Origin of the sequence: Gulosibacter hominis (assembly GCF_904842695.1) — a bacterium.
GTDB classification, from domain to species: domain Bacteria; phylum Actinomycetota; class Actinomycetes; order Actinomycetales; family Microbacteriaceae; genus Gulosibacter; species Gulosibacter hominis.
Genome location: NZ_CAJGWQ010000020.1, coordinates 1 through 14009 on the forward strand (window position 1 = coordinate 1; position 14009 = coordinate 14009).

The 14009-nt window shown below is 61.0% G+C and carries 13 protein-coding genes and 1 riboswitch; of the genes, 1 reads left to right on the forward strand and 12 read right to left on the reverse strand.

Annotated elements, in window-relative coordinates; all coding sequences use genetic code 11:
• Window positions 1–265: 265 nt before the first annotated feature.
• From JMV54_RS09855 to msrA, 10 genes are all read right to left on the reverse strand, one after another.
• Complete coding sequence (locus tag JMV54_RS09855) at window positions 266–943, reverse strand: ABC transporter ATP-binding protein (protein ID WP_201518751.1); 678 nt, start codon at window positions 941–943, stop codon at window positions 266–268.
• Window positions 940–2595 carry an ABC transporter permease gene (locus JMV54_RS09860; protein ID WP_230972912.1) on the reverse strand — a complete coding sequence of 552 codons (1656 nt, stop codon included), beginning with the start codon at window positions 2593–2595 and terminating at the stop codon, window positions 940–942. The genes JMV54_RS09855 and JMV54_RS09860 overlap by 4 nt, the downstream gene beginning before the upstream one ends.
• Before the next feature lie 4 nt (window positions 2596–2599).
• Window positions 2600–3637 (reverse strand): thiamine ABC transporter substrate-binding protein, encoded by a 1038-nt coding sequence (locus tag JMV54_RS09865; protein ID WP_201518752.1) that lies wholly within the window; start codon window positions 3635–3637, stop codon window positions 2600–2602.
• A gap of 42 nt (window positions 3638–3679) precedes the next feature.
• Window positions 3680–3787, reverse strand: a riboswitch (TPP riboswitch).
• 76 nt (window positions 3788–3863) lie between these two features.
• Window positions 3864–5210, reverse strand: coding sequence for an NADP-specific glutamate dehydrogenase (gdhA, locus tag JMV54_RS09870; protein WP_420842094.1), 1347 nt, complete (start codon window positions 5208–5210; stop codon window positions 3864–3866).
• A 239-nt stretch (window positions 5211–5449) separates the two neighbouring features.
• Window positions 5450–6121: a DUF8185 domain-containing protein gene (locus JMV54_RS09875; protein WP_201518754.1), complete on the reverse strand. Its 672-nt coding sequence runs from the start codon at window positions 6119–6121 to the stop codon at window positions 5450–5452.
• Window positions 6118–6678, reverse strand: a complete 561-nt coding sequence (locus JMV54_RS09880; protein WP_201518755.1) for an acyl-CoA thioesterase — start codon at window positions 6676–6678, stop codon at window positions 6118–6120. Before JMV54_RS09880 ends, JMV54_RS09875 begins: the two co-directional genes overlap by 4 nt.
• Window positions 6678–8360 carry an energy-dependent translational throttle protein EttA gene (gene ettA, locus JMV54_RS09885; RefSeq protein ID WP_201518756.1) on the reverse strand — a complete coding sequence of 561 codons (1683 nt, stop codon included), beginning with the start codon at window positions 8358–8360 and terminating at the stop codon, window positions 6678–6680. The genes JMV54_RS09880 and ettA overlap by 1 nt, the downstream gene beginning before the upstream one ends.
• A gap of 58 nt (window positions 8361–8418) precedes the next feature.
• Entirely contained in the window at window positions 8419–8904 is a 486-nt protein-coding gene (locus JMV54_RS09890) for a DUF6993 domain-containing protein (RefSeq protein WP_201518757.1), read from the reverse strand.
• Window positions 8905–9013: 109 nt separating this feature from the next.
• Window positions 9014–9487, reverse strand: coding sequence for a single-stranded DNA-binding protein (locus JMV54_RS09895; RefSeq protein ID WP_201518758.1), 474 nt, complete (start codon window positions 9485–9487; stop codon window positions 9014–9016).
• Between the two features lie 206 nt (window positions 9488–9693).
• Entirely contained in the window at window positions 9694–10218 is a 525-nt protein-coding gene (msrA, locus tag JMV54_RS09900; RefSeq protein WP_201518759.1) for a peptide-methionine (S)-S-oxide reductase MsrA, read from the reverse strand.
• Between the two features lie 24 nt (window positions 10219–10242).
• Here msrA and JMV54_RS09905 point away from each other — a divergent pair, with 24 nt between their 5' ends.
• Window positions 10243–11106, forward strand: coding sequence for an aminotransferase class IV (locus tag JMV54_RS09905; RefSeq protein ID WP_201518760.1), 864 nt, complete (start codon window positions 10243–10245; stop codon window positions 11104–11106).
• A gap of 67 nt (window positions 11107–11173) precedes the next feature.
• Here the strand turns inward: JMV54_RS09905 and JMV54_RS09910 are convergent, their stop codons facing one another.
• Window positions 11174–12538 (reverse strand): hypothetical protein, encoded by a 1365-nt coding sequence (locus JMV54_RS09910; protein WP_201518761.1) that lies wholly within the window; start codon window positions 12536–12538, stop codon window positions 11174–11176.
• A 2-nt stretch (window positions 12539–12540) separates the two neighbouring features.
• Entirely contained in the window at window positions 12541–13884 is a 1344-nt protein-coding gene (locus JMV54_RS09915; RefSeq protein ID WP_201518762.1) for a S8/S53 family peptidase, read from the reverse strand.
• Between the last annotated feature and the right edge of the window lie 125 nt (window positions 13885–14009).

Below are 14009 nucleotides of genomic sequence, written 5' to 3' on the forward strand. Positions count from 1 at the left end.
TCATGCCGAGGCAAAAAAATAAACTGGCATTCAAAAAAGTGCACGCTGTTGAGTTCTCAAGGACCAAACACACCCCAAACCCACCAACACAACAAACCATGTCAGCTTCACTGGGAGTGGTAGTTCTGGTCGCCTACCGGTTGAATCCGATTTCGTGACCCTCGCGCTCTCTGGCGCTTGGCGTCTCGCGGCGACAAGGGAATAATTTACGCACTTGTGGCCGGTTATGCAAATCGCTCTTGAATCCCGGGCGTGTCGCGCTTACTTATGCGGTTTGTGGGCGCAGAGCGCCATCGCGGATTTCGACGATGCGATCGGCCATCATGCGAGCTTCCTCCCAGTCGTGGGTGACGTGCACGGCGGCGGTTGCCTGTCCGCGCAGGATCTCCCGTACCTCGATTGCCAGCCGCTCGCGTAGTTCGCGATCGAGAGCCGAGAACGGTTCATCGAGCAGCATGATGCGCGGCCGTGGTGCTAACGCTCGCGCCAGTGCCACCCGCTGGGCCTGCCCGCCCGATAGCTGCGCAACCGATCGGTCGCCGAGTTGCGGCATCCCCACCAGTTCAAGTAGCTCAGTCACGCGGTCGCGGCGCTGCGCCGCTGACATCCGCTGCACCTCGAGCCCGTACGCAATATTGCGAGCCACCGAACGATTCGCGAACAGCTGCGCATCCTGAAAGACCATGCCGCAGCCCCGCCGGTGCGTGGGCACATCAGTAACGTCATCGCCCGACATCAGGATGCGTCCCGACCACACCGGCTCGAGCCCGGCAATGGCGCGAAGTAGCGTCGATTTTCCGCAGCCGCTTGCGCCAAGCAACACCACAATTTCGCCCGGCTGCAGTTCGAGGTCGGCACCGGCAACCACCGGTTTTCCGGGTTCGTAGCCCACCGTGACCGCTTCAAGCTGCAGCGCCGGTAACGAGTTCGTCGAATCGGTCATACTGTGCTCGCTTTCTTTGGCTGAATGAGCAGGCTCTCGGTAGCGCGCGCCCCGGGGAGCTGGCGCGGGCGCAGTTGCTCGCTCAGCAGCAGAATCGCTCCGGTCAATAGCGCCAGCACCACCGCACCGGCCATTGCCATGCCGTAGTTGAAATCACCGGGGCGGCCGAGCAGCCGCACGATCACGACCGGCAGAGTGGGAGCATCCGGGCGCGCCAAAAAAGTGGTGGCTCCAAACTCTCCGAGCGACAGCGCGTAGGCAAACCCCGCAGCCGGCCCCACCATGCGCGCCAGCACGGCACCGTCAACTGTCAGCAGCACGCGAAGTGGTGAAGCTCCGAGCACCGCCGCCGCTTCGCGCTGCCGGTTATCGATCGCTCGCAGCGCCGGCACCAGCAACCGCACCACAATCGGTACGGCAATCACGGCCTGCGCCGCAGGGACGAGCGCACCTGAGGTGGCGAGGTTTGGCCAGGCGGCTTGGATCGAAACCACCATGCCGAAGCCCACCGTCACCGCTGAAACCCCCAGCGGCAGCATGATGGCAGTGTCGAGCAGCCTGGTTATTCGGGATGCGTTGGGTCGCGATAGCAGCAGCGACAGTGGCACCCCGATAATGAGCGATAGCACTGTGGCATCCACGCCGATGCGCAGCGAATTTTCGAGCGCTGCAAGCACGGTCACCCCACCACCGAACCCGGTTCCAGAGGTGGCAAGTTTGGCGAAGTTTTCGATACTCAACTCACCACCGACCGTGAACGCGGCCCGAAACAGTCCCAAAAGTGGCAACACGATCAATCCGGCGATCACCGCAACTGTGACGATCACCGCCGGCGAGGTGCGCGCGGTGATCGGTCGCAATCGCGGCTGGTGTTGCCGTAGCGGCTGGTGATTTCGGCGCGTGAGCGCATTCGATGCGGTAACGGTCAGCACCACGATCACCAGCTGTAGGCACGACAACACTGCCGCCGCACGAAGATCAAACGCCGCCGTGGTTTGACGATAAATTTCGGTTTCGAGAGTGCCGACACCTGGCGTTCCCAGGGTGCGGACAATGCCGAACGCGGTTGAGCAAAACAGCAGCACGAGACTCGCCGCGGCGGCAATTGCGGGCATCAATTGCGGCAGGGTCACCGTGAGAAACACCCGCGTGGGCCCGGCACCGAGGGTTGCTGCGGCCTCGGCGGCGCGATAGTCGAGCCCTCGCCACAGGGTGCCGACCGTGCGCGCCACCAGACCGTAGTTAAAAAACATCATGGCGAGCACGACGGCGGTAATGCTCCCCTCGAGCCCCAGCGAGCGGAACGCCATACCCACCACGACGGTGGGCAATACGAACGGCATGGTCGCGGCCATGCGCAAGGCGGTTTGACCGCGGAATCGCACTCGATACAGGGCCCAGGCTCCGGGCACCCCCAACAGCACGCAACCAGCGGTCGCGGCCAGCGCCATCCCTAGCGTTTGCGCAACAATTCGCCAGGTGCGCCCTTCGGTGAGCACGCTTGCGGCCACCGAAAGGTCAATTCGGGCCCCGTCAGTAAAGCCGCGCACGAGCATGGCGGTGACCGGCCACGCGAACAGCACCGCAAGCAGTGCCGCCGGAACGAGGCCGGCCACCAGCCACAGGGACCAGAGCCCGTCGCACCGTTTCACGGTGCTATTCGCTCAGCTTCGTGAACTCGTTCAGCCAGGTCTCCCGCTCGGCCGCAACCTGGGCAGGGTCGACATCAATCGGCGTCGTTGATGGCTGGGCATGTTTCGCCCACTCCTCAGGAAGGTCGACCTGGTCGCTGACCGGGTACATGTACATCTGCTCGGGAATCGTGACCTGGTATTCGTCGCTGAGCAGGTAGTCAATGAACGCCTGCGCGCCCTCGGGGTTTTTCGCGCCGGCAACCACACCGGCATACTCAATCTGGGCAACGCAGCTCGCCTCGAGATTGCCGGTCTTGCCGCCCTCAGCGGCCGGCGATGAGGCATAGCTCAGCACCAGCGGGTAATCGCCCTTGCCTTCTGACCCCGAAAAGTCGCTGTAGTACGCATCCGACCAGCCGGCTGCCACACGGGTGCCGCCATCAAGCAGCTTCGACATGTAGCTCTGCCAGCCGTCTCCGTACTTGCTTACAACACCGGCCAAGAAGGCAAGCCCCGGTGATGAGGTGCTCGGATCGGTGATCACCAGCAGCTTTGCATATTCGGGTTCGGCCAGCTGGTCGAGGCTAGTTGGTTCGGCAACGCCATTGTCGGCGAACCAGTCGCGGTCAATGTTGATGCACACCTGGCCGTGGTCGATCGGGGTGAGCGTTTTACCCATCGCGTAGTTGGCGGCGCTATCGGGCAGTGCGGCTGATTGATATTCGCTCAGCACATCGGCATCGGTAATGGTGGTTGCCGAAAAGTTGTCAATACCAAACACACCGTCGACGGTCGGTGCATCCTTACCCAGCAGCAGTTGGTTCACCACGAAGCCGGCATCGCCGGGTGCGGTGGTGACCAGTTTGTAGCCCGACTTTGTTTCAAAATCGGCTTTTTGCTCGGCGGTGATCTGGAATGAATCGTGCGTCAGGATGGTGACGGTGCCGCCGGCGCCGTCGGTGCCGGTTGCGTCGGTGCTCGGCGAGGCGCTGATGCTGCACCCGCTGAGCGCGAGCGCGGCCACTGCCGCTGCGGCAATGAATCGGATTTGACGACGCATGTGAACCTCCACTGTGTATGGAGGGCTCGCATTAACTGCGAGGAGAGGTAAAGCTCGACTTCCTCCGCCGGTGCTAACCGGTTCAGGTTCGAGGGTCAGCGGTCCGTACCGCACTCTCAGCGCCCCGGTGGCGCTCCCCTGTCGTGCCTCTGATGCTAGTGGATTCCGCGGCAGAACTGGCCAACCGCGGCGTCTGCCGGAGTGGCTGCGGCATTCAGCAACAAGTTCAGACGAGCCCCTGGGCGATCATGGCGTCGACCACTTTGGTGAAAGCGGCGATATTGGCCCCGAGCACATAGTCGTTCGGATCGCCATAGCGGCTGGCGGTTGCCCGCACGCGTGCGTGCACTGACACCATGATCTCTTCGAGCCGCGACTCGGTGTAGGCAAAGTCCCAGCTGTCACGGGATGCGTTTTGTTGCATTTCGAGTGCGGAGGTGGCGACGCCTCCCGAGTTCACCGCTTTGGCCGGGCCAAATAACACGTGTTTTGCTGCCCGTAACAACTGCGCCGCTTCGGGAGTGCAGGGCATATTCGCACCCTCAGCCACCACTTTCACACCGTTGTCGATGAGCGCACGCGCCGATTGGCCGTCGAGCTCGTTCTGGGTGGCACACGGCAGCGCAATATCCGTCGGCACATCCCACACATCCGTGATGCGCGCGTGAAACTCAACCCTGGGGCCGCGCCGGTCGGCATAGTCGCGGATGCGGCCGCGCTCGATTTCTTTCACCTGTTTCAGCAGCTCGAGATCGATTCCATCGGGATCAAAAACGCAGCCAGATGAATCGGATGCGGTCACCACCCTGGCGCCAAGTGCCTGGGCTTTTTCGATGGCATAGAGGGCGACATTGCCCGCACCGGAAACCGAGACGCGCTTCCCGTCGAGGGTTTCGCCCATCGTGGCGAGCTGTTCGCGGGCGAAGTAGATGGTGCCATAACCGGTTGCTTCAGTGCGCACCAGCGACCCGCCCCAGTTGAGCCCTTTACCGGTGAAGGCGCCCGCTTCGAATCGATTGGTGATTCGTTTGTACTGGCCAAATAGGTAGCCAATTTCTCGGGTTCCCACACCGATATCACCGGCGGGCACGTCGGTATATTCACCAATGTGTCGGTAGAGCTCGGTCATGAACGACTGACAAAACGCCATGATTTCAGCGTCGCTGCGACCGCGGGGGTCAAAATTTGCACCGCCCTTACCGCCACCGATCGGAAGCCCGGTGAGTGCATTTTTAAAGATCTGCTCGAAACCCAAAAACTTGACGATGCCGAGATTCACGGATGGATGAAAACGCAGCCCGCCCTTGTAGGGACCAAGCGCCGAGTTGAATTCGACCCGGTAACCGCGATTGATGTGCACCTGTCCGCGGTCATCGCGCCACGGCACCCGAAAAATAATCTGCCGCTCCGGCTCGCAGAGGCGATGGATGATGTCGTGGTCGAGGTACTCAGGGTGCTGCTCGAGCACCGGCCCGAGCGAGTCGAGCACCTCGGCGACTGTCTGGTGGTACTCCGGCTCATTGAGGTTGCGCTCAAACACATCCTGCTTGAGCGCCGCAATTGTCGAGTCGATCTGCGGCATGCTTCACCTCGCTAAGTCGGTTTGTGCCGCGCCGTAAGGCGAGCGCAGCAACTGAACGATCATCATTTATTTCACGGGATGCAATAAAAGAATGCCATTAACCACTCACGCGGCTAATGGCATTCATACCGGAGTAACCCCGGCGCACTAATGACATTTAATGAATGTAATTAGTTAAATGCCAACTCGCCATTGAGATTGGTCACTTGAACAATAGCACGATAATTATTTTATCGCTGCGCCAAAATCTGGCCGGTTCGGCTCACCAACCGCCACCAACCGGCCGCGATATGCACGGCGATGGGGTCACCGGCGCGCCAGAAGCCGAGCGCGTGTCCGGCAAAGGCGACCCCCGCCGGCGGTCGAGTGTCACCGGCCAGCGCCCCGCAGCTGTCTGGCAGCTCACGCGTCCAAGTGTCGGTACGGCCCGCCTGCTGGTCAGCGCTGTTCGCCACCGCAGCGATCCCAGCTTCGGCTGCGGCAAGCACGGCCGCAGCATCCAGCTGGCCGACAAGCGTCCAGCCATGTAGCGGCGGACGCCGGCCCGTCCACGATTCCAGCCGCCGCTCGGGTGGAACCGACAGTTCCAGTGCCGCGTCCCCGGAGGCTTCACGTGCGAGCCGATCGAGAAACCCTCGCAGCGGCACCACCGCCTCAAACCGGCCGGAGGCGCAGTCGCTTGAATCAGCATCCAGCACCTCGCCGGCGATGGCCCGCACGCCGATGGTCAGCGGTGAACGGTCGAGAATGCCAGCTGGGCGCAGCACCGGCACCCAAAAGGCCACCGCCGAGCCGATCTGCTCAACCAGCACCGAACCGTCCTCGATCCGGCCCGCCCGGCCAAAATAGGTGGCCAGATCATCGCGCACCCGCGCATCCTCGAAACGAATCCGGGCGCTCATTTGACTGCCGCTTCGCCACCGGGCGTGTGCTCGCCGGCGCGATCCACCCGGTCGACGCGCAGCTTCGGCGGCTCACCCAAAAATGGCTGCCAGGCCGCGCGTTCGGCGTCGTTGAGCCGGCGCGGCCGCTGCGACTCGGCGTCGAGAAACACAATCGATGAGCGCGCCGCAGTGTGCAGGATGCGTGACCCATGCCCAACCGGGCTCCACACCTCGTAGGCAATTTCGGCCGATGCCGCACCGAGATGGCTCACCCAAATCTGCACGTCGAGCGGTTCGGGATAGTGCGGGATCGGCGCCCGGTAGTCAATCGCGTGGCCGGCGATGAGTGTGAGTGTGTCGCCGCCGCTGCCGGCATCCACAATGCCCATCGGGCGGTTCGTTTCGGTACCAGGCTGCGGTTTCCAAAACGCCGCGATACGCGCTTCTTCGAGCAACGTGAATAGTGTCGCGTTATTGACATGACCGTACGCATCCAGGTCGCGCCAGCGTACCGGCACGGCCACGTGGAATCGGCGTTCGCCGTCCACGTGGCCGCTTTCGAATGTTTCGAGCATTAGTCGCGAGTGAGCTTTCGGTAGGTGACTCGCGAGGGTTTGGCCGCTTCCGGGCCGAGGCGCTCAATCTTGTTCGCCTCATAGCCCTCAAAGTTGCCCTCAAACCAGTACCAGTTCGACGGGTTTTCATCGGTGCCTTCATAGGCAAGGATGTGCGTGGCCACGCGGTCGAGGAACCACCGGTCGTGGGTGATCACCACGGCGCAACCGGGGAACTCGAGCAGCGCGTTTTCGAGGCTCGACAGCGTTTCAACGTCGAGGTCATTCGTGGGCTCGTCAAGCAGCAGCAGGTTACCGCCCTGTTTGAGAGTGAGCGCCAGGTTCAGCCGGTTGCGCTCACCACCCGACAGCACGCCCGACTTCTTCTGCTGGTCTGGGCCCTTAAAACCGAACGACGACACATAGGCGCGCGAGGGAATTTCGACCTGACCAACCTGGATGAAGTCAAGACCGTCGCTCACAACCTCCCAGACCGACTTTTCGGGGTCGATACCGGCGCGGTTCTGGTCGACGTACGAAAGTTTGACGGTTTCGCCAATCTTCAGGTCACCCGAGTCGAGCGGCTCAATACCAACGATGGTCTTGAACAGCGTTGATTTACCAACACCGTTCGGACCGATGATGCCGACGATGCCGTTGCGTGGCAGCGAGAAGCTGAGGTTATCGAACAGCACGCGGTCGCCGAAGCCCTTTTTGAGGTCGGTGGCTTCGAGCACGATATTGCCCAGACGCGGCCCCGGCGGAATTTGAATCTCTTCAAAATCAAGCTTCCGGGTGCGCTCCGCCTCGGCCGCCATCTCTTCGTAGCGTGCCAGACGGGCTTTCGACTTGGCCTGGCGCCCCTTGGTGTTTGAACGCACCCACTCGAGCTCTTCGGCGAGGCGCTTGGCCAGCTTGGCGTCTTTTTTGCCCTGAATCTGCAGTCGTTCTTTTTTCTTCTCGAGATACGTCGAGTAGTTGCCCTCGTAGGGGTAGAGGCGGCCGCGGTCGACCTCGGCGATCCACTGGGCGACGTGATCGAGGAAGTACCGGTCGTGGGTGATCGCGATCACCGCACCGGGGTACTTCTGCAGGTGCTGCTCGAGCCACAGCACGCTCTCGGCGTCGAGGTGGTTCGTGGGCTCATCGAGCAGCAGCAGATCCGGCTTTTCGAGCAGCAGCTTGCACAGCGCCACTCGGCGGCGCTCACCACCCGAGAGGTTGGTGACGGGTTCATCAGCGGGCGGGCAGCGCAGCGCGTCCATCGCCTGCTCGAGCTGCGAGTCGAGGTCCCAGGCATCGAGCTGGTCGATCTCGGTCTGCAGCGTGCCCATCTCTTCCATGAGCGCATCAAAGTCGGCGTCTGGCTGCGCCATTTCTTCGGAGATCTGGTTGAAGCGGTCGAGCTTGCCCTTAATATCGGCAACTCCCTCTTCGACGTTCTCACGCACGGTTTTCGACTCGTCCAGCGGCGGTTCCTGGAGCAGGATGCCAACGCTGAAGCCGGGGGTGAGCTTGGCCTCACCATTCGACGGCTCGTCGAGACCGGCCATGATTTTGAGGATGGTCGATTTACCGGCACCGTTCGGGCCGACCATACCGATCTTGGCACCGGGGAAAAACGACATTGTTACGTCGTCGAGAATCAGCTTGTCGCCCACCTTCTTGCGGGCGCGAACCATTTGATAGATGTACTCGGCCATGTTGTCCAGTCTATGAATTGCGGTTATCGGATGTGGTCAAGTCGCGGTAAAGCTGTGGCTACCAGTCAATATCGATCGACTTGGCAAGCTGACACTTGCCGCTGCTAATCGGTTTGGAGACCAGCGATGCGTAGCGGCCATCTGGGCCGCGCTCGCCCAAAAGGCACATATTGTCGGGCATGTGCACCGACACAATCACAAAGGTGGTGTCGAGCCCGATCGGCGTTTTATCGCTGGTCACTTCCATTTTTGACTTGTCGAAGCCGGCGTCTACGAGCGCGTTGACGAGGTCTTTGGAGCCCGCGCCGGGATTTGCCGACAGCACCTGTTTGAGCGTCGCGTCAAAGTAGGCGTGGTTCGCCTCTGCCCCGCCGTCGGGCACAAACTCGGGCGCCTGAGTGGGCGTGGCTTCGGCCGCGGTGGTGGTTTCGACCGGCCCGCCGTTGGTGGCGCCGCTCGTGCAACCAACCAGCGCCACACTCGCGAACAGGAGCGCGGACGTCGGCAGCAGCACCGCACGCGGAAAATTTTTGAAGCGACTCATCGAGTTGGCATTCTACGTGGCCAATTCCGCAAGATCGCCATCGGCCACTCAGCTTCCGCCGCAACGAAGCAGTCCCGAGCAATTGTGCGCGGGACTGCCCACGCTGACATTAGAACGGTTTGCCCGCATCCGACAGCTCAGCCGTCTGCGCACCGATGTCGGCAAATCCGACTGCCGAATCGCTGGCAGGCGTAGTGATGTCGCTGTCTGCTTCTTCACGCTGCCGCGCGTTGCTGCTCACGGTAGCGGTGGCAAACGAAAGGTCGGGGCCGACGTGATTCGCGAGGATCTCGATGCGCTTGCCGTTGCTGTTGTCTTCGCGCTGAAACTCACTAATTTGCAGCCGCCCCTGCACCATGACCCGGTGCCCCTTGGCGAGGCTCGCCTTGACATTGGTGGCGAGATTACGGAAACAGGTGATGGTGTACCAGTTGGTGTGCTGGTCTTCCCACTTACCCTCTTCGTTGCGCCGACGCCGTGAAGAGGCGAGTCGAAAAGTGGTGATGGTGAGATCACCGTTATCGCTGTGTTTGTGTTCGGGATCGGTTCCGATAACTCCGACCACTGTGATCTGATCTGACATGCAGGCTCCAATCGTGCTGGGTGTTGAGACGATCGGCGAGCCCGTGCCGTGTCGAATGTTACGAGGCTCACCGACCGTGCCCGCAGTCTCTCGCGATCATGTCCGGTCACATCGGCAGCAAGACGGTCGCTGTGGATAACCCGCTATTAACAGGCCGGTCGGTTTCACAGTGATGCGGCGCGGCACTACCCCATCCACTCAGCGAACTACCCCATCCATTCAGCGAATCGGGCACGCACTTTCCGCACCTTTGGTACCGCGACGGCATTGCAGTAGCCGTTGCCGGGGTTTTTTGCGAAAAAGTCCTGGTGGTAATCCTCAGCCGGCCAAAAATCGGTGGCGTCCTCGATCGCGGTCACCACCCCACCGCCCCACAGCTCATTGGCGCGATCGATGGCGGCGGTAAATTGTTCGCGCTGCTGCGCATCCGCCGGGAACATCGCCGAACGGTACTGGGTGCCAATATCTGCGCCCTGCCGGTTGAGTTGTCGAGGGTCGTGCAGAGTGAAAAAAATGTCGAGCACGATATCGGCGGGAATGATCGTCTCGTCGAACTCGATGCGGATCGCCTCTGCGTGACCGGTTCTGCCGGTGCACACCTGCTCATAGCTCGGTTCGGCAACCGCGCCGCCGATATAACCGGCGGTGATGGCAGTCACGCCGCGTACATTGCGGTACACGGCATCAAGACACCAAAAGCAGCCACCGGCGAGAACAAATGTTGTAGTCATGCGCGCAAGAGTACGCTGAATTACATGACACCTGTTCCACTGGTAGCCTTTCTTGACGGCTCGCTGCACGACGTCACCAGCATGATGGTGCGGCCCGACGACCTCGGTATCGTGCGCGGCGACGGAGTTTTTGATGTTGCGCACGGTTACGCCGGCCGGTTTGCCAACCTGGATGCGAACCTCGAGCGACTCGCAAATTCGGCACGCGTCCTGTCACTACCAGAACCGGATGCGGCCGGGTACCGCCGCGCGGTCGCTGCGCTCACCGACGCCTGGGATTGGGATGCAGCTCCCGAAACGACACTGCGCATGGTGCTCACTCGCGGACCGGAGACTGAGAGCCCTGAAACTCGCCAGCCGAGCGCCTGGGCGATGATCTCGGCAATCAGCAAGCGGGTGGTGCAAGAACGCGAGGGCGTACGAGTGCTCGTGCTCGACCGCGGAATTGAGGCCGAAGAAACGAGCGAGCTGCCCTGGCTGCTGCCGGGTGCCAAGAGCCTGTCTTACGGCATCAATATGGCAGCAAAGCGCTGGGCGGCGGCCCACGGTGCCGATGATGCGCTGTTCGTGTCGCCCAGTGGCCGATTGCTCGAAGGGCCGACCTCTTCGCTCGTGCTCGACATCGACGGCGAGCTGGTTACCCCCACACAAGATGGGCTGCTTCGCTCGCTCACCATTCAGGCCATGATCGACGGCGCGCCAGCCGCCGGCCTCACCGCCCGATTCGATGTGCTCAACCTCGCCGACCTTGACCGGGCTCGGGGCGGCTGGCTGGTTTCTACCGGCCGCATCCTGGCACCGATTATTGAACTCGATGGCAAGCCGTTCCCGATCTCGCCGCTGCACGACCAGCTCGCGCAGCTGCTCGAGGTGCCCGGCAGTAACTAGCCGCTCAAGGTAATAATAGGGCTGTGCCCGCGGCCGCTTTGTAGTCGCGGGCGCAGTTCTATCTCAGCTAGTCCCACGGATCAAAACCGCTACCGCCTTCGAGACTGGCAGCAAAGTCTCTTAATTGATCAGCCGACTGATTATCGGACTCGATGAAGTCTTGAAGCGCAAGGTGGAGCTGCACCGCCCCGTTCTCAACTTCCCATGCCAAGTCCTTCGTCAGCTCGTAGTGCAGTATCGTCAAGTCGTAGAGTTCATAGGCAGGTCCATATGCACCAAGCCCGATATCAGCAGAGCGCGCCACCTGGTTCCCAATCGTGCAAGTGATCGTCTCAGACGCGGCAGCACTCAGCGCAGTTTGCACCTTTGGCATGTACCTCTCGGTAATGGCATTGACTTCGCTCTCGACCATATTTACAGAGCAGTCAAGATCGTAGATTCTGTCGAGCACCAGGTCATAAGTACCTTTTTGTGTTCCAACACCAGAAATCGTCCCTGTCAGGCTTTCGCGCAGGGCCTCTTCCTCAGCTCGGATCTGCTGACTCAGCGCATCGAGTTGCTTCGATAATGATTCCACGCCCTCAGAATATTTTCCTGGCGCCCCCACGCCTGCTCTCGAGTCTCCCTTGGGTTCCGGAACGAGGCTGACTCCAAATGAGGCAGTTTCGAGGACTTTTCCGAGCACTCCTGGCATGAAGAGGCTGACGCCCTCGGCTGCCAAGCCGAAGACGTGGAGCTGATCTTGCCACGTGGCTGTAGTTCCTTGGGCGATCGCGTTGAATGCTTGGATCGCCGTTTCGAGCGTCGCCATCACGTCTTCACGTGCCTTCTCCCAGATCGCCTTTTCGGCGGCCACAACGCCGCCGCGAACAGCGGAAATCGCCAAGCTCCCGGCGATAGCCATAGGCAGTTTCAGCAGAAACTTATCTTTGAAAGCGTCGATCGTGTTGCCTGAAAGCCCGGCGACATGCGAGCTAATCCCGTTCATGCCCACGGCCAAGTCTTCGGATGCTACTGAGATGTTCGAGTTCGCATCCGCCACAACCGGTTCTACCGACAAGTGGCCACTCACGGTTCGGCAGCGTTCGACTATCTCATCGACTTCAGCCGGGTCAGGTAGATCAGCCCACCTACCGACAATTGAGTCAATTGTATTTCGCACCTCCGCGAAATATCCCTGAAATTCCGCGTCTTTCTGGTCGTCAAATCCAAGCACGTCCCAGCCAAAGATATTAATCATCACCGGCCCCGACCAGTCACCACCACCTTCACCATCCTGCCCGGGACGGGTCACTTTGGAACGACTATCACCTATCACTTGATAAACGTCGCCGCGTACCTCCCATCCCCAGCCGGTCTCGGAATACATCCATGCATCAATTGCGGCGCGTTTCAGTTCCCCCACCTTCGTGGCAAATTTCTCGTATCCCACGGCTACTCCTCAGTGTGTTCGATTTGATGCGATGATTCAGCTGCCACTTTGCGACGCTGAGTAATTGAGTTTGAAAACGCCACCGCGCCGGCAGCGATTACCGCTGTGAGCGCCGCAACTGGCCAAAACCACCCGGCTTGTTCGTCCGATTGAGCTTGCTGGCCTTCGTCCAGTCGCGATTCAGTGGTGGGCGCCGTCTGCCATGATTCCGCGACTGCACGCTCTGGGATCCATTCGAGCGCGCCTTCAAGAACCCCAACTCCCTGGCGATAGTGGCGGGGAGAATGCAGCCCTGATGACGGAGGCTCGCCAAGGAGGATCGAACGCACTCCGGAGAGTTCGGGATCACCAAAGCGCGGGTCACTGAAGTGGTCAAAAGCGGGCTCATCGGTAAACTCCTGTGCGTCAATTTCCAGGAGTCTGCCCGGGTCTATCGCCTCGACAGCCTGGTTGGGCCTTGGCGAATCAAGTGTGATTGGCTCAGCCGTGCTGCGTAGGAGCTGGGTGAGCTGATGGGTCGTCGCTTCCGGTGTCGCCTGTTGCAACAGTGCCAGAATGCCCGCAGTTGTGGCAGCTGCGTAAACCGAGCTCGATGCCGATTCGATGTCACCATCGGCGAGGTTGCGAACCGGTATGTCAACGCCAGGAGCGCCGAGCACTAGTCCCTCGGCGAGAGTCGATTGACTCCATAGCCGTGTCGGTGTTTCCAACGCCGCAACACCAATCGCACCAAAGTAACTGGCCGATTCAGGAGTGTTGTGTCCGCCGCGATCGCCCGCGGGAATGAGGTAGGCGTGATCGCGCAGTGCCCAATAGTCCAGTGCCCCGTTGCCCGGCTGCTGGGAGGCGAGATACTCGTCGCGCTGCACGTCATCACCAACCAGAAAAATATCGGCGCCGTCCTCATCCGCCTGCATCATGCGCGCCGCAAGATCGACACGTGCACGGTCGCAGTCAGCAGGCCAGCCTGCGCTCTCCGCATCAGCTCCGGCCGGCGGCACCTGGTAGACCAGCACCTTTGCGCGAGGTGCCACGCCGGCAATCATGCCGTCACCACCCTGCCCGACGATTGTGGTGACCGCGCCGGTCGTATACTCCGTACCTGGCGAATCTGCCGGCAGGTCGAATTGACACTGTTCCGGGAGAGGCACATACGTGGCATCAGCACCGCGCAGATCAGGCACATCCGTAGCGAACCCCTCGCCAGCCACCGCGATCGTCACGCCTTCACCGGTGAGATCAGCATCGTGCAATTCATCAATTCCAGATCCCTCGCCAACTGCGAAGGAGTGCTCCAGCTCGTAGGCACTGGCACCGGGCGCGGCCACAAACACAGCACCAATCACTACCGCCGCGGCAGCTGCTATGCGTTGAACTCGCGCGCGCAGCAGAGCACCTCTGTCATTGATGCCTGTCACGTATTCATTCCCTCTCAATACACGGATAACTCTATGGTCGAGCAGCTACCCGA